This window comes from Bacteriovorax sp. As-1 (genome assembly GCF_058446905.1).
The window spans coordinates 2,751,394-2,772,262 of the sequence record NZ_CP184341.1 but is presented as its reverse complement, the minus strand read 5'-3'; the positions used below and the strand labels follow the sequence as shown (position 1 = coordinate 2,772,262).

Here is a 20,869-nt window from a genome sequence, read left to right as displayed (position 1 = left end):
AAAAGTGGACGTAAGCATCCAAGAATTAAAAATGCAAAGCTCTCGCCAGCGAGAGTCGCACTATATTCGACGTTTTAGTTTTGATTGTTTCGCTATTTCTGGGTCATTATGTCCCATTTAGGGACATAGATTTCAAAATTCCTCAGACTATTTCTTGTGGGGATCGCTTGGAAGCGTTATAGTAGACTATTATGAATAAACCACAATACACTCCCCCAACAGACGTTAAATCAGTTCTCAATCTTCTGAAGAGACCAAAGACAGCGATCGTGACAGGCGGTATGCCTTACGCGAACGGACCTCTTCACCTTGGCCACATGGCCGGAGCTATTATCCCACCGGATATCATGGCCCGTTATATGCGCATGCTGATTGGCAAGCAGAATGTTCTTTTTGTCAGTGGAAATGATGACCACGGTTCAACTTCAGAAGCTTCAGCTTTTAAAGCAGGAATTCCTGTAAGAGAATTCATTGATCAAATTCACGATAAACAAGTACAAACGGTAACTCGCTATTCGATTTCATACGATATCTTCTCTGGAACATCTCAACCAGATTGTTACCCAACTCACAAAGAAGTCTGCCAGGACTTTATGCAAAGACTTTGGGACAACAAGATGCTGGAGAAAAAAATCACGAAGCAATGGTATGACCCAAAGATCAGTCGTTTCCTACAAGATAGAAACGTCACAGGAAAATGCCCGAATCCAAACTGTGCCAATACATCGGCCTACAGTGATTCATGCGAAGTGTGTGGGACTCAATACGATCCTTCAGAACTGATTAATCCAAAATCATCATTATCAGACGCGACTCCTGAACTAAGAGACACAGCTCACCTGTGGCTTGATATGTGGAAAGTTTCTGATCAACTGACTGATTGGATTAAAACGAAACAAAACAAATGGCGCAAAGGTGTTTTCAACGAAGTGTTTGAGACAGTTCAACCTGCGTTCCAATTTGATAACACTCATGAGCCGGCATTTAAAGAAATGCGCACGACTCTTCCAAAGCATAAATCTCGTTATGCTCCTGGGAAAAAAGTTGTGGTTCAGTTTGAAAACTTAAATGACTACGCAGCTGGAAAAAAAGCTTTAGAAGACAAAGGCATTGCCTGTGAAGCTCTCGATGGATGGGCCCACCGCTCAATCACTCGCGATGTTGCCTGGGGGATTCCTGTTCCTGAAAGCATTGATCCAGAGATGAAAGGTAAAACACTTTACGTGTGGCCGGACTCTCTTATTGCTCCGATCTCTTTCACAAGAGTCGCCTTGGCAAAACAAGGAAGAGACCCAAAAGAATGGGAGCGTTTCTGGAAAGACCCTGAAGCGAGAATCTTCCAATTCCTAGGACAAGATAACGTTTACTTCTACGTTCTTATGCAAGGAGCGATGTGGATTGGTGTGAGAGGAAAAGATACACCTGATTACACCATGACTGACGTTTACTCAGTTTTCCACTTAATGGTTAACGGTGAAAAAATGAGTAAGTCGACTGGAAACTACTATACAGGGGATCAGTTAACGGAAGAGATGGGTTATCACCCGGATCAGCTTCGTTATTTCCTTTCAACTCTAAGCTTAGCCGAGAAACAATCGAACTTTGATTTTGAAACATTCAAAGAAAGAAATAAATTTTTAGCCGGGCCACTAAACGCAGCGATTGAAAAACCAATTGCCGCCGTTCATTCGAAATTTGGCGGTGTTGTTCCAAATGGAAAACTGCTGGAAAAAGCTGAAAAAGAAACGATGAAGATCGTGCAGATGTATGTGAAAAATATGGAAAAAGCAGATCACATCACACTCCTTGGCCAGATTGAGAACTACGCTCGTTTAATCAACAGCTTCTTTGTGCAATATAAACCGCATGATGACCGCCATGATGAAACGGAACGCGCTGATGGGCTTTATTCATGTTTCTACATCTTAAAGAACTTAATGATTATGCTTCACCCTTTTGTTCCTGAAACAATGGATAAGGTGCGCGTGTCGCTTAATCTTCCGGAGAGCGTTTTCTTGATTGATGAATTGGGACAACCGATTCCTGCAGGACATGCCATTGGGCAAAAAGGCCAGTACTTCCCAGCGGTGGAAGGGAGTTCAGAGGAATAATTTTTTACACCACACCGGATTCGTTCACATACAAAAGTGTAACAGTCCGGTGTTTAAATAAATTCATCATAAACACTTTCTTTCAAGCATGCATTCTCTTCCTCTCTAAAGCCCAATTTACTTATACATTGAACCCCCACATAATTAACCCATAATGGGACAAGGAAAAAACCATATGATGCTTTCAAAAATGGCGATAGTTTTCTGCTGTCTCTTCCTTCTAGGAGCGACCGCCCAGGCAGAGGTGGTTAAAGTCGGTGGCTATAACTTTCCTCCTTTCGTCGACAAAGACGGAAAGTCAGGTATGGTTTATGACCTAATCAATAAGCTTAACCAATCTCAAAAAAAATATAAATTTGTCTTTAGCCTAACCAGCGCCAACCGCCGCTACCGCGATTTAAAGAGCGGTAAAATTGATGCTATTTTCTTTGAAGATGAAGCCTGGAGCTGGTCACAGGAGAATGTCCCTCACCAGAAAACCGGAGTGATTTTGACCGGTGGAGAAATTTACGTTTGTCTACTCAAGCCTGGACGAGATCAAAAGTTCTTTGATTCATTTGAAGGAAAAAAGATCAGGGGGATCTTCGGGTATCACTACAACTTTGCCAATATGAAGACAGACCCGGAAGTTTTAAGAAAAAAAGGCATCAGTCTGGGGCAGACCAATGAAGAGAATTTAAAAGATTTGATGAATAATAAAGTGGATATCATTGTCATAAATTCTTTTATGATGGATAGTTTGTTTAAACAAGATAAAACACTGTCGGCCAAACTTCTGGTCAGTACAAAAAAAGACCAACATTATCAGTTGAGAATTTTATTAAATGAACACTCACCTATTTCCTCTGCTGGAATAGAAAAATTAGTGGTTCCCTATTTAAAATGAGACTAAGTCATAAACTTTTAAGAGATGCCGCCATCTTTTTGATTTTAATTTCAATGCCGGTTTACTACCTGGCATTCACCTATTCTCTTAAAGAGTCGTCAAAAAGCCGCGAACTTATTATCACACGTCAGCTTACAAGTTTTCAGAACACTCTAAAAGAGGCCCTATGGAATGGAGACTCCCCTTACATCAGGCAAATCGTCAGAACCTTAGGAAATATTGAAGGAGTATCTTCAGTTGTCCTCTATGACGACAAGATGGAAAAAATTCAAGAGAGCAACTCTCCCGCTAAAATAATCCCTTTTTCACATGACATGTATAAAGAGCTTGAAAGCATTCAAGTCAAAAAATTCAAAACAAAATCTAAAGGGGCCTTTTTAGTATCCCTGATAACCAAAAGCACCGAACAGGGTCAGGAAAAGCTTGGAATCATCAAAATTGATATCTATTACAATGATTTGATAAAAAGTGCACATGCTCGCTCAAGAACAATGCTTGCTGCTCTCCTGGGAATTTTTATACTGATCTTCCTTATTCAATTTCTCTACCTGAGAGAATTTCTCATCAAACCTCTTTCTGATTTTGAAAAGGCCATTTCAGAGATGAATGTTTACGCCGATATCAAACTCAAGGAAGATCCAAACCATGTTTTTGAGATCGCGAACCTTACCAAAACCTTCAACCAGATGGGTGAAGAACTAAAAAACAGTGCCGGCATTATCAATCAGCAACAAATGCAAATGATTAATGTCAGCAAGATGTCAGCTCTGGGGGAAATGGCCTCAGGCGTGGCCCACGAAATTAACAATCCACTGATGATCACAACTGGTTTTTTAGAACGCATTCAAAAGGCCGTTCAGAGAGATCCTGATAAGTATTCAGAGATTGCGATGCACACTGAAAAGGCACTTAAAGGAACTCAGCGTGTGGCAAAAATTGTCAAAGGACTTCGAAGCTTCGCCCGCAATGGAAGCAAGGACCCAATGCAGGAAGTAGAAACGGAAAAAATCATTTCAGAAACACTGGAATTATGTTTTGAACGTTTTAAGTACGGTGAAATTCAGCTGGAGATTACTAAGACTGCAAGTGGAAAGATTATCTGTCGAGAGTCTCAAATCTCTCAGGTTCTTTTAAATCTTCTTAACAATGCTTATGATGCTGTGACTGAAATGCCCTCGAAGGATAAATGGGTTAAAGTTGAAGTTGCGGATTCTGCCGCTCAAAATAAAATTCTTATTTATATTACTGACTGTGGTCCCGGAATTCCAAAAGAGATTGCATCTAAAATTCTTGAACCGTTTTTTACGACGAAAGAAACAGGCAAAGGCACAGGCCTTGGGCTCTCTATCTCTGTTGGTATTGTCGAGGAACATGGCGGGAAGTTATACCTCGATCACGGCCATGACAATACACGATTTGTTCTTGAATTGCCTAAGGCCTAGGAGCAACTATGAAAATCGAAGCCGACACCACCGCCATTCGAACAGCCCTTTGGAGGGCCATGCACAAACAAGTCGACTCACCTCCTTTTATTATCGATGATGAAATCGGTTTAAAGTTAATAGCACCTCCTTCTGACTGGAGGGAGCGCCCTGATATGCATCCAATGGGCACAAGAGGCTACCGCGCTTCAATCGTTGCCCGCGCTCGCTTAATTGAAGATCTCGTCGAAGAAAAATACAACAAAGAAGGCGTTGATCAATATATCATGCTGGGTGCAGGTCTCGACACCTTTGTTCAGAGAAGGCCTGAGCTTGCCAGCAAACTTAACGTTTTTGAAATTGATAAGCCCAGTGCTTCTGGTTGGAAAAAAGAGCGCTTACTTGCCTCTGAGTACGGCATTCCTCCTTATCTGCATTTAGTACCGGTTGATTTTGAATCCAATGAATCATGGACAAAACAATTACAGAGCAATGGTTTTGATATGCAAAAACCCGCAGTGATTACTTCCACTGGCGTGACTCTGTATCTTACAAGAGAGGCCATCATGGACATGCTTAAACAAGTCGCCTCTTTTGCCCCTCGTTCGACTTTTGCCATGACTTTCATGCTTCCAGCTGAAATGGTCCCAGATAATGAACGCCCGGCCTATCTTATGGTCCAGGAACGCGCCAAAGCTTCCGGCACTCCTTTTTTAAGCTTCTTTCATCCTGATGAGATGCTGGCGATGGCACGTGAAGCGGGCCTAAAAAAGATTCAACATGTTTCTACTGAAGACATGAAGAAGAAATTCTTTAACAACCGAAGAGACGGGTTAATGACTGCCACCGGTGAAGAATTTCTTATCGTAACGACCTAAATTATTTTTTCATGCAAACGGCATAAGCTGTACTAGTTGAGCACTCCATGCTCACAGTCCAGGAAGTCGTAGACGAAGGATAATTTTGAGTCGCGAATCGATGCTCTTCAGGACAGCCACAAGAGGCATTAAAAATATAGCCACCACCGACAACAGTGTAACCTGCGGGGCAATAGGCAGTGGAGTTTCCACGGCATGATGAAACAGAACCATTCACAATCGTCACATCACCAGCTCCCGCTCCAGAATTTTTCCAGACGGAACCATCACAGTATGCTGGCTGGCCATTAGAACTATTGTACCCTTGGGCACCGATGATAGTGCATCCGCTTCCTACTGTTACAGCTCCTGGGCGAATAGTGCCGGCCACTTCTAGTTTCGCGTTTGTTGGACTTGTCGTTCCCACGCCAACATTTCCATTGTTGTAGTAAATGTTGTTAATATTAGCACCGGTTCCGCGAAGCCAGATATCGCTTGTCCCTGTTGATGTTGCCCGACAAGTGCTCACGGCTCCCGGAGCGCCCGTGTAGGTAATATTGATTTTTTTACTTACCTCAGCTGCGCCTGCTGTCCCCTTTAAGATGGCCTTGTTGTTAAAACGAATTTCAAGTACCCCATCTGGTGCAGCTCCTGAAAAGGTGTATGAGTTAATTTTTATATTGCCATTACCATAGCCATTTGCCGGAGCATTGGTGTCAGTTTTTATGTAGTACTTGCTATTAATATTTGTAGGAGTCGCTGTCGAAATCAATGTCGCCAGACAAACTGCTGGATCAGACAAAAGACCATTGATCTCATTGGTGATCATGCTGACTTCGTTGTCAAAAGAGTTCTTAGCTACACTTTTAGTTTGGGTTTTAGTTAGTTGTAAACCGACATAGGCCAATCCGGCCAAAGCGGCAGCCGCAATCATAATCTCAACGAGAGAAAATCCTTTATTCTGTTTCATCCATGAGCCTATTGGTAATTATGCAATCTTTTAATTATTTCTTGAATCCAAAGCAAGGTCAACCACGATCATGTTCAATTTTTCTAAAGGAGTTAGGCCGGTTGGATTCGTTGCCAGTCAAAAACACCCCGGACGGCCGACTTTTCTTTCGGGTCACTTTTAAGTGTCCAATTTCATGGTAGAGCCCTAAATACCTGCAACCTGAGCATGAATTAAATAAAGTCTTAGTTACAATTTATAAGTACAAACCCACTGATATGGAGTTCTCTTGAAAAAAACGACCCTACACTCATTTTCGATTGTGCTCTTCTCGCTTGCATTCACCCTTCATTTATCAGCTGCAGATAATAGTGACCTAATTGAAAAAGATGAGAAGTACCAAAAAGCAAATAAGGAATTCGAACTTTTTCTCAAAGCGGCCCAAGATGTAGGGGCCGCAGAATGTAAAACAGACAAAGGAAAACTTCCGAGGTCTGCTTACCTTTGGTTCAACGAAGGGAAAAGGCTCTTAGGAAATGAAGAGAGAAATTACAATCTTTTTAATTCTGAAATCGCCCGCATCCAAAAAAAGATGCAGACAACCGGAGGTAGTGAGCTTCAGGCAGTGTCCCTCTTAATTCTTTCTCAAATCCACACTTTTGAAATTAATTTTCTAAACGGTAGAAATGGTCGAATTCAGGCAAGAAAAGACTTTATGACTGAATTTAAAAACGCCAAAATATCAGCTCAAAGTGAAGAAAAAAGTGGCTTAAAACTTTTGATGCCACGGTCATGGAAGAAGGACTTCAAAATGCATTATCCATAGCTCAAAAGGCCTGCGACGATAAAATTAAAGGATGCGAAGAGGCCAGAACTCAAATCCAGCTGAGCATTGCCATGGTTGCAACTTACAAGGGACTATACCTAAGAGAGAGCATTCCAAGTAAAACGGCCAATGAGGATCTTAAAAACAAGGAACTGCTCCTACTGACTTCTGTTGCCATGATTCCTGCACCTTCAGACTCAAATTATGACTGGAAATCTCCTGCCATGAAAGTTGTGACACCTATGATGGAAGAAAGACAGCGCCTCGGTGTGCACTGTCCGGAAAGTGCTGATAGTAAATCACAAAAGAAAGCCGTTCAGATTGCTAAAATTTATGAAGATAAGACAAAGTCTGATGAAGTAAAGGCCGAAGAGATGAAAAAAGTTGACGTCTCTCTTGCCAATGCACTTATCGGAGGAGGCCTTAGGTGACCTGACAAAATATAAAATTGATATCGAAGCTGAATGTGGAGCTAATCCTAATCCAGGGATTTCAATTTGCCCATCAAACGCAAATCCACTTTGTGACCCAGACAGCCCACAAAGTGTAAAAGCGATGCGGTCAATGGACTTGCTCCGAAAAATAAAGAATGCGAAATTGCAGATGCCGATGCTCCAAAACTAAAGGAGTACAACCTTTGCGTGATGGCCGTCAACGAACACAATTTTAAATTAGATGCCGCCATTAATTTAAGTTCATACATTAGAAAACATCCAGACTTTGTCGAAGTGGCCAGATCTCCGGAAACGAATCTATGGATGGCGAAAATGAAAAATACTATAAAAGGCGTTTATTATCTTCCTTTGAAATACACTGAAAATTAAGAAAAAAAGCTCCGCTACAAGTAGAGCCCTATATATTGAACTACGGAACTTAACCCGGAATGATACTTTCCTTCAATGACTTCACGTTCAAGCTGCTCTAGTTTAATAACTTTTAAATCCGGCAGCTCTTCTTTAAGGACGTCAGTCGATAAAAGTAGATCCAAGCTTTTTGGTCCACCTGTTTCATACTTTAACTGCTCATGTGAATAAGCTTCCATGATAAACAGTCCTTCCCTCTTTAAACCTTTGGTAATTTTTTGGTGAACTTTGCGTCTTAAGTCAGAAGGCAAATGCCCAAAAATCGAAACAATGGCATCCCATTTACTCTCACCAAAATCATAATCTGAAAGATCAGCGGCATAAGCTTCAATAAGAAGGTTTTGTGCTTTAGCCTTCTCTTTTATTTGATTGATTCCTACTTCTGATTGGTCCACCGCCGTAACTTGAAAACCTTGTTTACTCAAATAAAGGGCATTGCGTCCCTGTCCTTCAGCAATACATAAAATTTTAGCGCCTGCTTTTAAAAGCTTTACCTGCTCTTTTAAAAACGCATTAACCTCTTCACCGTAGACATCTTTTTCTAAAAATCGCTCGTTCCAAAATTCTTTATTCATAAAAACCTCTTGCCTCATCCTAACATAAATAGATGAAGCTCATTCTTGCTTTCTTAGTCTCTTAATTGATACCCATTTGTTATAAATCTAAAAAGTCTCATTATAAAAAGAGCATTCTTTTGGAAGCTTTTTAACTTTTTCCAGATAAGCAGACTTTAAGGCATCCCAATTATAATCCTTGCTCCCTTCACTGGCCTCTTTGGTAAACCACCAATTAAGCTCCTCACCACATCCATCCCCGGCAGGAATGGGTTTCTGGGAAATACAAAGCGGGCTATCAGCAGGGCATCTTAAACGGACATGGATGTGATCATCATGGCCCCACCAGGCCCTTAGCTTATGTTGCTCATCTACTGTAAGCCTTTGATCCTGACATAGTTTCTTTTTAAAAGCAGGATTAATAAAAATGCGCTCTACAGATTGGTCCTGAGCAAAGTACTTAATCATCTTTATCTGATCGGCCCCCAGCTCTTCCATAGGCTTCATATCCTCAGTCTCAAGCTCACGGAAGGATATAGCTGTATTGGCCGGAAGAATCTTAAACCAAACATCAACATCCAGCCCCGTTTGATGTGAATTGTGGCCAGTCAAAGTAGGACCACCGCGAGATTGAGAGAGGTCTCCAATCATGAGGGTTTTCTTTTCTTTGGCAAACTCCTCTGAAGCCTTGGTCAGAAGATGAATAAGATCAGGGTGACCCCAATATCTTCCCCTCTTGGCCTGAGAGATAAGAAGTCCTTTTTCTTTTCCAGTAAATGTTTGAGCGCCTTTTAAACAACCTAGTGCATATTCCCCAATCGCTTCACTCTTATCCTCTGTCGGAAGCCTGGTTGAAAGGCGTGAAGTAAAGTCAGGTAAATGAGAACAACTGGCGAGAAAACATAAGCTCAATCCAAGAATCATAGATTTTTGCATAGACTATCCTAATAAATGGTATGAGTTTATTCTGTCACAGTTCTAGAGCGGCATCAATGCTCGAATTCTTTGCAGCAGTTCCATGCGCTCAGCTGGCGTCGGTATATACTTCTTTGCAATGTAGGGAGAAACCTCTTTTCTATCGAAGTAAAATTTTCCAGACTCAGGTGCCTTTTCACTCAGTAAGCACCAAATAATGGTGTCGGCCCCTTCATAGGCATTTCTGAGTCTATTTTTCATAAAGCGATAAAAGCCTGGGAGAGCTTCTTTAAGACCGTCCGTTCCAACCCATCCAGGGTGCATGCTCACAATAAAAAAATCACTCCATTCAGGATTTTTTGCCAGCTCCTCTACTAACGTGACCTGTGCCCTCTTGACGTTAGCGTAGGTGTCGACCTTGTTGTAATTCAGGTTATGAAACAAAGAATCTAAGCTGAGCTCTTTTAGATACATACCGCCCGAACTCACCCAAACGACTCTGGCCCCCGCTTTAAGCTTATGGAATTTTTTTAACCAATAAAGAAGGTAATAATGCCCTAGAAGTTGAGAAGCACACTGAAGCTCAATGCCCAATTCATTCGTCGTCATCTTCTCGGGCATTCCTCCCGCATTAAAGACGAGGCCTTCTAAAATCTCTGATTTTCTAGCGAATTCATAGACCTCTTGCCAGTCTGACATATCCAAAGAAACAAAATTGAGATTATTGTTTTTTCTTTCTAATTCGGCCCCCTTTTGTTGGTTGCGGCCAGTGACAAAAACATGATGGCCTAATTCTGCCAGAGTCATGCCCGTCTGCTCACCGATCCCTCCGGTTCCTCCTGTGACCAAAATTTTTTTAGGATTTTTCACTGGAAAAAATGATTCATTGAATTTTTTCTGATGACGCTGAAATCCTGTTTTATCAAAAGAAAAGAAGATTGTTTTATCTAAAAAAGAATTCCAATAATCTTCTTTGAAGTACATTTTTATACTCAAAGGAAAAAAGACAGCCCAGAAGAGAAACTGGAACAAGAGGTATGTATTCTCTTTTTCTGGAGCAATCAGAATCGCACCTAATTTTGCAGCAGACCAATAAGACATAGCACCCCCAATTCCTCCGACAACCGAGACTAACAATGTGGGCAGACTTTGAAACTTTTTAAAGATCACTTCATAGTAAAGTGGGAAAATGATCCACAAAGGCAAACTTTCGTAATGGTATGAACCAGAAACCAGAATATCAAAAAAAAGAAGAAGGACATCATTAATCAATCCCGAAATCACAAAAAGCACGAGCAGAAATGCAAAACGCCCGGCACTTACTTTCGGGCGAAACAAGATATAATCACTGGCAAAAAGAACAAGAGCTATCAGGATAAAAACAGTTAGTGGAATTGATTTTGAAAATAAAACCACTGCAAACCAGAAAAGCTGCAATAGAATGATTTTGCCAATAATCATGTTGAGCTGACTTTCCTGCGGAAAGCTCCGTACATTATTCCAATGAATGGAATTTTTAACAAGAGTTCCTCCCCCACATCCCAATAATCTCTGTGATAAATCACCTTCTGATTATTAAATTTAAAATGTGAGCTTCCATGAATGACTTGTTTTTTACCTTTAAAAGAGAATATAAAATTCCAGGTCACAAAAGCCTGATTATCTTTTTCAATGATGTCAGAAAATTCAAAACGAGGGTTTTGCATATTCTCAAACATGTCATTGAAGATCAGCGCAATTTTATCACTGCCTCTGACTTCATTAAAAGGATCTTTAAAAAAAGCCTGGGAGTCATAATAATCATCAATCTTTGCTAGAGTGCTTTCATCTAAATTTCCATACCATTTAAGAAGCCCTTCTAATGCGCTCATTTTCCTTCCTTCTTGGTCATGATCAATGAAACTTCCCCTACTTTAAATCCCCATTTCGTCATATAAGACCTGGCCAGTAATGTGTTTTTATCCAACAGGAACATCCAGTCTTTAAAAGGAATGTGAAATGTCTTGTCTCCTACTGGAACATCAAGTGTGTACTCGAAATAAAAAGTATTACCTGCCACTTCGCCTTTTGCAACTCCAATAACATCTCCGGCCACGCCTTCATATTTCCCGGGAGCTGTCTCGGTTAAGCGCCAAACTCGCGTACTCTTAGATTGGTCAGAGTACTCAAATTTTTCATTTAATGTGCAAACATTGCCTTCCCATGAGGCAGTGATATCGACGTTAAATCTCTTAATCACTTTACCTGAGCGATCTTGAACTATCCCTTGGGCATAAAGTTTGCCGTCAAAAAAAGAGCGAAGGTTTAGCTCTGGTTTTTCGTCCTTGTAATCCTGTAATGAATGATTAGAGCAGGAAAAAGTTAACAAGAGCATTACCCCCAATAAGAGTTTCATATATTTTTCCCCAGTAATTTATTTCTAAGATCAGGAGCGCTGGTTTTTTCTCCAAGCCATATTTCAAGAAATTTTTTTGAAAAATTTAGATCGACCAATTTTCCCAGTTCTTTATCTTTATTAAGAAAAAAAACAATGCCTTCTTTAGGATTAAAACTTGCCTTGATCGTGTCACCTTCTTCAACATCGGGAAAAATCTCCAGAAGTTTCGGTGTCCACTGTCTTAGTTGCTCGTCTGAAATGCCGGCATTTTTTAATTCCTTCACACTTTGAGTGACGATGTCTTTGCCTTTAAAAGATCTGCTGTATTTGAGCTCCAAGGCCAAGGGTCTTGCAAAAAGATCATCCCCTGGATGCGCCCAAAGTCTCGCCTCATAAATATGAAGAAAAAGCCACTTGTAGTCGCCTCTCCCTCGCAATGGAAGATCGTCCTGGGCGTTGACAGAAAATAATAAGACTCCAAAAAAATAAAAAAACAGGGCAATCTTTTTCACAACCCTCTCCTTAATTATTTAGTCAGATAAAATTGAGAAACTCCAATTTTGCCGGCCTCAAAACCACCGCGGCAGTAATTGAGATAAAATACCCAAGTGCGGATAAATTTCTCGTCAAAGCCATACTTTTTGACTGCTTCAAGAGAAGACAAAAACTTTTCTTCCCACAGTTTTAAAGTTTCTGCATAATCCAGACCAAAATCGACTCTGCCGGTAATCTTAAAGCCTTTTTGCTCAGACACCTTTTTGAAAATTTCTGGTGATGGAAGCATTCCGCCTGGAAAAATGTACTGCTGGATAAAATCGGTGCCTTTACGGTATGAAGAATAATCCTGGTCATTGATCGTGATTGTCTGGATGATCAGTTTGCCTCCCTCTTTTAGGGCAGACTGAAGCTTACTAAAGTAACCACTCCAGTACTCTTCTCCAATGGCCTCAAACATCTCAATAGAGACGATATGATCATACTGCCCCTGGATATCACGGTAGTCCATGAGCTTCACGGTTGCGTAGTCTGTATATTTCTCTAAGCGGTCTTTGGCAAAATCATATTGTTCTTTTGAGATGGTGATCCCAGTAACCTTAACACCCTTTTGGGCGGCATACTCCATGAAGCCTCCCCAACCACAGCCAACTTCCAGGATGTGATCTCCGGCCTTCACATTTAGTTGATCAAGAATGTTTTGATATTTATTATTCTGGGCCTCTAAAAGACTTATATTCTTTTGTTTGAAAAGAGCACTTGAATAAGTCATGCTCGAATCTAGCCATAATTTATAAAATTCATTACCCAGGTCATAGTGAGCATGAATATTCTTCTGGCTTCCTTTTTTTGAATTGCGATTTAACAGGTGCTTTAACCGGTAAAATAAAATTTTAAGAACTGAGCCTTTGATCACTCTTTCTAGTGATGCTTTATTATCAATCCCAAACTTAATCAGAGTGTGAATATTGTCACACTCCCAAAGACCGGCGATGTACGTTTCACCGAGACCTATATCACCTTTTAAAAAAAGCTCTTCGCAAAATTTCCAGTTTATAATGTGGATCGAAACATGTTCACCTTTATGTTTTCCCAGGTAGTTTAAGTATTCACCAGTAGGAGTTAAGATTGTCACTGATCCATATTCAATCTTCGACATCATTTCTAAAAAGAGCACAACCCAACTTGAAGCGGGAGTTTCCTTTGTTAAAATTGCGCTTTCCATATTACTCATAGGTCACCTCATCTTTTCCTTTGATTGGCTTAGTATAAAATTTTATTTTTTTCAGATAAAGAAACAATGCTTGGACATGAATAAGCACCACAACGGCCATAGTGTAAAAAGGGTACCTAACAAACAATTTTAAAAGGTTTTGATCATTAAGGTCCACTTCCTGGCCAGAGATGGAAGTCATAAGCTGGAGCTTGTCATCAAAGTAATAATTGATCTTCACTCTATCTCTAGATCTTAAATCAAATTCATACTCTCCTTTCACATCATAAAAGGGCGAGACATGAAAATATTTACTTAAATAATTGATCTCTTGCGCTGGGTTATTCTTTAAAACATAGTTATGGGATTCACCAAATGTATTGTTTACTTCGCAAATGACAGCAAGCAATTTTTCTTGCTCATAACAAAACCAAAAGCTGACAGGATTAAATACGTACCCCATGACACGGGGGAAAGTTTGAAGAACAATTTTTCCTTGAAAGTTGTGAATACCCGACTCTTCCAAGATCTCTCTGGCCCATTCTGCAAGCGATGAACCATCGCGATGACCATGATCTTTTTCGTAAAAAGAAAAAAGATTAAACCTATTTACGCCAAAAAGTCTGGATTTAAGGGATTCCATTTCATCCAAAGAAAACTTCAGATAAAAACCGGTATAAAGAAACTCATTTACTCTCGGTAAAAACCTTTTATGGTAAATCTTTGCCCGGTATAGTGCTTTCATAGAATTTCTAATTGTTCGCTTTCTTTATTCTCATCTCTCAAAAAGACATTGATTGCTTCTTTGGTGCTTAAAATACCGTCTTCATGAAATCCGTAGCGCATCCAGGCACCTGAAAAATACACATTATTTCTTCCCTGCATTTTTTTCATTTGCTCTTGCCCTTCAACCGCGTCGGCAGAAAATAACGGGTGTTCATACTGGATAACTTCAACCGTCTTCTCTTTTTTTATAGGCACAGATGGATTCAAAGTTACAATCACAGCTTTCTTCGTTACCAACTCTTGCAGTTTATTTATCAGGTAACTTACTGACACGGCTTCAGAAGAATCATCTTGTTTTGCTGATAAATAATTCCACGCAGACCAAACGGATTTCTTTTTAGGAAGAATGCTCTCATCCATATGCAAAACAGCCGTATTAGGTTGATAGATAAATTTCTGCAGACATGTCACAACATCTTTTTCTGAATCTTTCAATATATCCAATGTCTGCGGAGGATGAGTGCAAAAGAAACAATAATCAAATGACTCTTCTCTCTTTGCCGTTTTTACGATTAAATGGCCGGATTCTTTGTGTACGGATAAAACAGCTTCGTTCAGATACTTCCTCTCAATTCCAGAGAGCGCTTTTTGCACATAGGTCTTGCATCCATTGACAACAGTTTTCCATTGAGGACGATCAAAAATCTGCAACAGCCCATGATTCTGGCAGAAAGTTAAAAATGTATAGGCCGGAAAATCCAACATTTTTGTCGTTGGCGACGACCAGATACAGCCTCCCATTGGAAGCAAGTACCAGTCTTGAAAATCCTTTGAATAACCTTTTTCAACTAAAAGTTCACCAAGGCTCAGGCGTCCTCTTTGTTTTGATTCTTCTAAATACGCTTGCGCATTTTTATTAAAACGCAGAACTTCTTTAAGGAAAGAATAAAAGCGCGGTCGAAAAATATTTTTAGTCTGAGCAAAAACAGTCATCAAATTAGAACCTGCCCAGATCAGGTTATCACTTAAGCGCATAACACTAAAACTCATCTCACTAGGATGGGTCTCAATTTCTAGTTCATCAAAAAAATTTATAAGGTTAGGATAGGTACGGTTATTGTGGACTAAAAAACCTGTATCGATGTGATGAAGGGTCCCATCAATATTAACATCTCTTGTATTGGTGTGACCACCGAAGTAAGATCCCGCCTCAAAAAGCGAGACTTCATACCCTAACTTATTGAGGTAATATGCCGCCGAAACACCTGAAATTCCCGAACCTATAATTGCAACCTTTTTCATGTGATGAGGATAGGCCATCACCTTGATCTAAGCAATGAGATCAGGGGTAGACAATTGTTCGACCGACCTAAAGGCCCTTAACAAGTCCATTCCAGGTAGTTAATTTAAGTTATGTTGAAAACCATTTCTTTATGGAGGCTTTATGAAATCTTTAATTGCTATTTTTATGTTATTTTCATTTTCAACATGGGCGCACGACGTTTTACCGACAGCTTCATATATTGATGTAAAAGAGTACGTCGGTAAATGGTACGCCGTCACTGCTCTACCTCAAATTTTTACGAGAAACTGTGTTGCACAAACTGCTGATTATGCCATTAAGGATGAGAAAACAATTTCTGTTCTCAATACTTGTATTAAGAAAAACGGAGCAACAAAAACAATTAAGGGACAGGCCGTTGTTATCAATCCTGTTACCAATTCAGAACTCATTGTTACCTTTGATAACTTCTGGACTAAACTTTTCAAAGTTAAAGGCGATTACAATATCATCAAAATCGATGAATCATACTCAACAGTTCTTGTAGGTTCTAAAGATCGCAAGTCGCTTTGGATTCTTTCTCGCACTCCTTATGTGGATGAAGCAGTAAAGAAAGAATACTTAGATTATGCTAAAAAACTGAAGTTCGACACGTCGAGGGTCGTCGACTCTCACTTCTAGAATAAGTAGGGGCCCGGCAGTCTTTCGCCGGGCCTTTGTCATATCAATAAGTTACCCTATTTTCATCCTCTCCTCTACCAATGTAATTCTTACCTTTCCCAGGCATATTCAATATTCACAATGCATTCGAAGTGATATTGACTGAGGCTATGCAAATCAACGTACGTTTTTTAGACAATCTCAAAGTAGAAGCAAAGTTCGACGACTATAGCCTGGTTGCTGACCAGCCTATTCGTTATAAAGGCGATGGGACAGCACCAAGTCCATTTGATTACTTCTTAGCTTCAAGTGCAATGTGTGCTGCTTACTTCGTGAAGGTGTATTGTGCCGCTCGCAGTATTCCAACAGATGACATTCGCATCACTCAAAACAATATCGTCGATCCGGAAAACAGGTATAAGCAAACATGGACGATTGATGTCGAACTTCCAGAGTCCATTTCAGAACACGACCGCGAAGGGATTTTAAAATCCATTGATCGCTGTACAGTAAAAAAAGTTATCCAACAGACTCCAGAATTCATTATCAAGACCCATAACGTTCTTGGAAAAGATGATGCTGGTCTGATGTATAATCACAAGACAGCTTCAGATGCTAAAACGATGATCCTTGGAAAGGACTGCTCACTTGAAGAGACTATCCAAAATATGTCGGCGATTATCGCTGCCCTTGGGATTAAAATTGAAATCGCTTCGTGGAGAAATCCCGTTCCTCATGTTTGGTCTGTACACGTTCGCGATGCTGATTCTCCAATGTGTTTTACAAACGGTAAGGGAGCTTCCAAAGATGCGGCCCTGGCCTCTGCTCTTGGGGAATACCTTGAGCGCATTAGCAATAACTACCTTTACAACGACTACTACCTAGGTGAAGAAATCGCTCAAGGTGATTTCGTTCACTATCCTTCTGAGAAATGGTTTAAGCCAGGAGCAAAAGATGCTCTTCCAAAAGGCTTAATGGATGATTATCTCCTAAGTATCTACAATCCAGAGGGCGAATTAAAATCATCTCACTTAATTGATACAAACTCTGGAAACGCGAAACGTGGAATTTGTGCGATTCCATACGAAAGACAATCAGACAAAGAAATCGTTTATATTCCTGCAAACCTGATAGGAAACCTTTTCGTTAGTAACGGGATGAGTGCGGGAAATACAAAATATGAAGCGCGCGTTCAGTGTCTTTCAGAAATTTTTGAACGAGCGGTTAAAAACCAAATCATTCTGGAAGAAATCACACTTCCTGATGTTCCGGCCGATGTTCTGGCGAAGTACCCAAAAATCGTTGAAGGAATCAAGAAGCTCGAAGCAGAAGGATTCCCAATTGTCGTCAAAGACGCCTCGCTTGGCGGGAAATTCCCTGTCATGTGTGTGACCTTAATGAATCCAAAAAATGGCGGAGTCTTCGCTTCTTTTGGAGCTCACCCGAAATTTGAAGTCGCGCTTGAGAGAAGCTTAACTGAACTTCTTCAAGGAAGAAGTTTTGAAGGCTTCAATGTTCTTGCCGCTCCTACTTTTAACCAAAGTGCAGTGACAGAACACAACAACATCATTGACCATTTCATTGATTCAACTGGTGTTATTTCATGGAAGTTCTTCAGCGAGAAATTTGATTATGATTTTTCTCACTGGGATTTCTCTGGTTCAACAGAAGACGAATACAACTACCTGATGGATATTTTAAACCAGTTGGAAAAAGAAGTTTACATCGCTGACTTTGAAGAGCTTGGTGTAAAAGCTTGTCGTATCTTAGTTCCTGACTACTCGGAAATTTATCTTCCAGAAGACTTGATTTGGGACAACAATAATAAGGCCTTGAACTTTAGATCAGACATCCTCAACATCCACTCTCTGGATGATAAGACCCTGAGCAAACTTGTAAAAAAACTTGAAGAAAGTGAACTTGATAACTACACAAAAATTTCTGAATTGATCGGAATAGCCTTTGATGAAAACACAACCTGGGGACAGCTCGATATCGGCGAATTGAAATGCCTTTCGCTTCTGGCGCTTAAGCGTTTTGAAGAGGCCAAAGAGTATGTTGAAATGTTTATGAGTTTCAACGACAACTCTGCAGCAAGAAGAAGTTTCTATCAGGCACTCAACGCTCTTTTAGACATTGAACTAGATGAAGAATTTGAAATCGCCGACTATCTTCCGAATATGACGAGAATGTTTGGAGCGGAAGTGATGAAAAATGCCGTAGGAACTGTCACAGGAGAAGTAAGATTCTTTGGACTGCCAAAGACCAATTCCGAACTGGAAGGTCTCGATAAACACTTAAGACTTATTGAAAGTTATAAAAAGCTTCAAAAGGCCAAAAGTCAAAACGCTTCTAAATAAGAGAATACTACACTTAACAATCTGGGACATTGTCACACATATTGTGTAATTTTGTTCCGGATACTTCATAAATACGGCCTAATGTTGTACGTTTATCATTCATGAAAAACTCTAAATTTCAGCAATATATTGCTAATGAGTTTGAGAGACGAAAAAAGATAAATCCGCTTTACTCGCTACGTGCTTTTGCCCAACACCTCAACATTCAGGCTTCTTTAGTCTCGTATTTTGAGAGGGAAAATTCCTTTAACTGAAAAGGCACTTAAGCGACTGATGGATATCGGAGAATTAGAAAAAAATTCAAACAGAGAACTCGTCCCTACTCATAAAACCACCATCCTCATGGAGCAAGGGCCTTACCAATGCCGCCTTTAAGCAACGTCAAAAACAAGTGCTTAAGAGGCCATTGAGGCCATGGATCTTATTCCGGTTGATCAAAACCTAATGCCAGAAATCAAAGAGCGAATCAAAAAATGACATCATTAAAACAAAAGCCTCTATTCAAGATAAAGAGATTAAGTCCAATCTGGAAAAAATCAGGGCGAAAAGATAATTAAAATGAATACAAAGCACTGATTCTACACACAAAAACAAAGATATAATTAAAAAACCTGTCTTATTATTCAAAAGCAGGCTATGGTTTGCTTGTTAAATATCGTTCGTTATTATTAGACCCCGCCTTGTTCTTCTAAAATCCAACTTTAATTAATTCAAAACGCCGTACTATTGCGGCCATTAAATTGGAGTCTTTATGACAAAAAAATTATTCGTGGGTAACCTCAATTTCTCAACTACATCAGATAACCTGATTAACGCATTTTCTGATTTTGGCAATGTCCAGGAAGTGAAAGTTATCATCGACAATATGACCAACAGAAGCAGAGGTTTCGCTTTCATTAATATGGAAACTGAATCTGAAGCTCAAAGAGCGATCTCTCACCTCAATGGAAGTGAACTTGATGGAAGAAGTATTGTTGTGTCTGTTGCAAAAGAATTAGCACCTAGAACAACATCATTTTCTAAAAAGTGGTAGTGACCAAAGCGACGAGCGTTAAGGCGACGCTCACTCGCGACAATTTTCTTTTGCCATCCAATATGGATTCAAGAAAACATTCTCAGTGGAGTTGCCCCTGTCAAACCGGACCACCTAGCTAGCTAATGTTTTCTCATTCTCACGTCTAAATTGTCTCGGACTTTTCATCTTAAGCCCCTTGTGAGGAGCATTTTCATTATAATCCTCAAACCATTTTTCAAGTTGCCCCATTACTGTGGCCGCATCTTTTAAATCACCAAACCAAACATAGTCGCGTTTAAAAGTCTTCACGAGTGCTTCTGCCATTCCATTTGATTCTGGACTGTATGCAGGTGTCGTTCGCACATCAAAACCGATTGAGCGGGCAAATTTGACTGTCTCGTGACTAGTGTATTGAGGACCGTTATCCGAAAGCCATTGCACACGATGAGGTAGATAATCTATTTTTCCAAATCGAGTCTCAAGGCAATCAACCATAAGATCTCTAATTGCGGCACCATCAATTCCAATTGTCGAAGCAACGTAACTCATAACTTCACGATCACAAGTATCAAGAGCAAAAGCAACATGCACTCTATCACCATTAAAACATTGGATCGTAAAACAATCAGAGCACCAACGAGTATTACTTTTAAGAGTGATTACTTGTCCGTCATGAGTTTGTGTTTTCTTTTTATCGTAGCGAGCGAGAAGCATATCGTTTGTTTTCATAATTCTATAAACTCTCTTGTGATTCACTCTGTTTTTCCCAATAGAAAGCAGTTCTGAGCAAAGCAACGCTGTTACTCTTCGATATCCATAAGTTGGTCTTTCAGCGACAATAGCCTTTATCTTTGAAAGTAAAAACTCATCTTCGTAATTTTCTTTTTTGGGTTGATCAATCTCTTTTTTCATTTGCTCCGTGAGATTGCTTCTCGCGACTTCCAGTGTCTCGGCTATCTGCCTCACTGAAAATCGTCCATGCCGAGCAATGGTGCGCGCGAGATCAGTTTTTTTTCGCGTCCAATGCGTACTGCTTCTTTGAGGATCTCATTTTTAAGAGTAGCTTTACCAAGAGCACGTTCAAGTTCTCTGATTCTAGCAAGGGCCTTTTTATATTCTGATTCAGAAACAACTTCCTCTTCAGCTCTTACTGCTGTAACAGCACCATTCTCCATACATCTCCTCCAATAAAATAATTGTGAAGGAGAAATTCCGTTTTGTCTCGCAACTGATGATACAGATTGCCCTGGTTTAAAAGTTTCTTCGATCAAGCTCATTTTCAATTCCTCTGACCATTTTCGGCGTTTCTGAACACCGATGATGACCTTAGGACTAGTCATACTACTAGTCGTACTCATA

General features: G+C 40.2%; 21 protein-coding genes. 10 read left to right on the top strand and 11 right to left on the bottom strand.

The window, feature by feature from the left end; translation table 11 throughout:
- The first annotated feature begins 191 nt into the window (after positions 1-191).
- The 4 genes from ACN20O_RS14170 to ACN20O_RS14155 all read left to right on the top strand — a co-directional run bounded on the left by ACN20O_RS14170 (position 192) and on the right by ACN20O_RS14155 (position 5,296).
- The gene (locus ACN20O_RS14170; protein ID WP_491634567.1) at positions 192-2,111 is read left to right on the top strand and encodes a methionine--tRNA ligase; all 1,920 of its coding nucleotides are present in this window, start codon (positions 192-194) and stop codon (positions 2,109-2,111) included.
- Positions 2,112-2,286: 175 nt separating this feature from the next.
- Entirely contained in the window at positions 2,287-2,997 is a 711-nt protein-coding gene (locus ACN20O_RS14165; protein WP_491634566.1) for a substrate-binding periplasmic protein, read from the top strand.
- On the top strand, positions 2,994-4,439 hold the full coding sequence (locus ACN20O_RS14160; RefSeq protein ID WP_491634565.1) for a sensor histidine kinase: 1,446 nt from the start codon (positions 2,994-2,996) through the stop codon (positions 4,437-4,439). Before ACN20O_RS14165 ends, ACN20O_RS14160 begins: the two co-directional genes overlap by 4 nt.
- Positions 4,440-4,447: 8 nt before the next feature.
- Positions 4,448-5,296, top strand: a complete 849-nt coding sequence (locus ACN20O_RS14155) for a class I SAM-dependent methyltransferase (protein ID WP_491634564.1) — start codon at positions 4,448-4,450, stop codon at positions 5,294-5,296.
- Between the two features lies 1 nt (position 5,297).
- On the opposite strand, the gene ACN20O_RS14150 is transcribed toward ACN20O_RS14155, so the two are convergent.
- On the bottom strand, positions 5,298-6,245 hold the full coding sequence (locus ACN20O_RS14150) for a prepilin-type N-terminal cleavage/methylation domain-containing protein (RefSeq protein ID WP_491634563.1): 948 nt from the start codon (positions 6,243-6,245) through the stop codon (positions 5,298-5,300).
- Positions 6,246-6,513: 268 nt separating this feature from the next.
- Here ACN20O_RS14150 and ACN20O_RS14145 point away from each other — a divergent pair, with 268 nt between their 5' ends.
- The 3 genes from ACN20O_RS14145 to ACN20O_RS14135 all read left to right on the top strand — a co-directional run bounded on the left by ACN20O_RS14145 (position 6,514) and on the right by ACN20O_RS14135 (position 7,874).
- The gene (locus tag ACN20O_RS14145) at positions 6,514-7,050 is read left to right on the top strand and encodes a hypothetical protein (RefSeq protein ID WP_491634562.1); all 537 of its coding nucleotides are present in this window, start codon (positions 6,514-6,516) and stop codon (positions 7,048-7,050) included.
- Entirely contained in the window at positions 7,017-7,481 is a 465-nt protein-coding gene (locus ACN20O_RS14140; RefSeq protein WP_491634561.1) for a hypothetical protein, read from the top strand. The genes ACN20O_RS14145 and ACN20O_RS14140 overlap by 34 nt, the downstream gene beginning before the upstream one ends.
- Before the next feature lie 213 nt (positions 7,482-7,694).
- Positions 7,695-7,874, top strand: coding sequence for a hypothetical protein (locus ACN20O_RS14135; protein ID WP_491634560.1), 180 nt, complete (start codon positions 7,695-7,697; stop codon positions 7,872-7,874).
- Positions 7,875-7,888: 14 nt separating this feature from the next.
- Here ACN20O_RS14135 and ACN20O_RS14130 read toward each other — a convergent pair whose 3' ends face one another.
- From ACN20O_RS14130 to ACN20O_RS14090, 9 genes are all read right to left on the bottom strand, one after another.
- Positions 7,889-8,488 carry a class I SAM-dependent methyltransferase gene (locus tag ACN20O_RS14130; protein ID WP_491634559.1) on the bottom strand — a complete coding sequence of 200 codons (600 nt, stop codon included), beginning with the start codon at positions 8,486-8,488 and terminating at the stop codon, positions 7,889-7,891.
- An 87-nt stretch (positions 8,489-8,575) separates the two neighbouring features.
- Complete coding sequence (locus ACN20O_RS14125; protein ID WP_491634558.1) at positions 8,576-9,403, bottom strand: penicillin-insensitive murein endopeptidase; 828 nt, start codon at positions 9,401-9,403, stop codon at positions 8,576-8,578.
- Positions 9,404-9,445: 42 nt separating this feature from the next.
- Entirely contained in the window at positions 9,446-10,927 is a 1,482-nt protein-coding gene (locus ACN20O_RS14120) for an SDR family NAD(P)-dependent oxidoreductase (protein WP_491634557.1), read from the bottom strand.
- Complete coding sequence (locus ACN20O_RS14115) at positions 10,840-11,253, bottom strand: nuclear transport factor 2 family protein (protein WP_491634556.1); 414 nt, start codon at positions 11,251-11,253, stop codon at positions 10,840-10,842. Before ACN20O_RS14115 ends, ACN20O_RS14120 begins: the two co-directional genes overlap by 88 nt.
- A complete protein-coding gene (locus ACN20O_RS14110) occupies positions 11,250-11,777 on the bottom strand; it encodes a DUF3833 domain-containing protein (RefSeq protein WP_491634555.1) in 528 nt (175 codons plus the stop codon). The genes ACN20O_RS14115 and ACN20O_RS14110 overlap by 4 nt, the downstream gene beginning before the upstream one ends.
- Positions 11,774-12,271 (bottom strand): chalcone isomerase family protein, encoded by a 498-nt coding sequence (locus ACN20O_RS14105; protein ID WP_491634554.1) that lies wholly within the window; start codon positions 12,269-12,271, stop codon positions 11,774-11,776. Before ACN20O_RS14105 ends, ACN20O_RS14110 begins: the two co-directional genes overlap by 4 nt.
- A 14-nt stretch (positions 12,272-12,285) precedes the next feature.
- Complete coding sequence (locus ACN20O_RS14100; protein WP_491634553.1) at positions 12,286-13,488, bottom strand: class I SAM-dependent methyltransferase; 1,203 nt, start codon at positions 13,486-13,488, stop codon at positions 12,286-12,288.
- Positions 13,481-14,212, bottom strand: coding sequence for a DUF1365 domain-containing protein (locus ACN20O_RS14095; protein WP_491634552.1), 732 nt, complete (start codon positions 14,210-14,212; stop codon positions 13,481-13,483). Before ACN20O_RS14095 ends, ACN20O_RS14100 begins: the two co-directional genes overlap by 8 nt.
- A complete protein-coding gene (locus ACN20O_RS14090; RefSeq protein ID WP_491634551.1) occupies positions 14,209-15,495 on the bottom strand; it encodes an NAD(P)/FAD-dependent oxidoreductase in 1,287 nt (428 codons plus the stop codon). Before ACN20O_RS14090 ends, ACN20O_RS14095 begins: the two co-directional genes overlap by 4 nt.
- A 142-nt stretch (positions 15,496-15,637) precedes the next feature.
- On the opposite strand from ACN20O_RS14090, the gene ACN20O_RS14085 reads away from it, so the two are divergent.
- From ACN20O_RS14085 to ACN20O_RS14075, 3 genes are all read left to right on the top strand, one after another.
- Positions 15,638-16,156, top strand: coding sequence for a lipocalin family protein (locus ACN20O_RS14085; protein ID WP_491634550.1), 519 nt, complete (start codon positions 15,638-15,640; stop codon positions 16,154-16,156).
- Between the two features lie 149 nt (positions 16,157-16,305).
- Positions 16,306-18,495 carry an OsmC domain/YcaO domain-containing protein gene (locus tag ACN20O_RS14080; RefSeq protein ID WP_491634549.1) on the top strand — a complete coding sequence of 730 codons (2,190 nt, stop codon included), beginning with the start codon at positions 16,306-16,308 and terminating at the stop codon, positions 18,493-18,495.
- 751 nt (positions 18,496-19,246) lie between these two features.
- Complete coding sequence (locus ACN20O_RS14075) at positions 19,247-19,528, top strand: RNA recognition motif domain-containing protein (protein WP_491634548.1); 282 nt, start codon at positions 19,247-19,249, stop codon at positions 19,526-19,528.
- Positions 19,529-19,642: 114 nt separating this feature from the next.
- On the opposite strand, the gene ACN20O_RS14070 is transcribed toward ACN20O_RS14075, so the two are convergent.
- Positions 19,643-20,850, bottom strand: a protein-coding gene (locus ACN20O_RS14070; RefSeq protein WP_491639281.1) for an IS3 family transposase whose coding sequence is annotated in 2 segments (ribosomal slippage) — positions 19,643-20,526 and positions 20,526-20,850 — 1,209 coding nt in all. Because the reading frame shifts where the segments join, the coding sequence is not laid out codon by codon here.
- Positions 20,851-20,869: the final 19 nt, after the last annotated feature.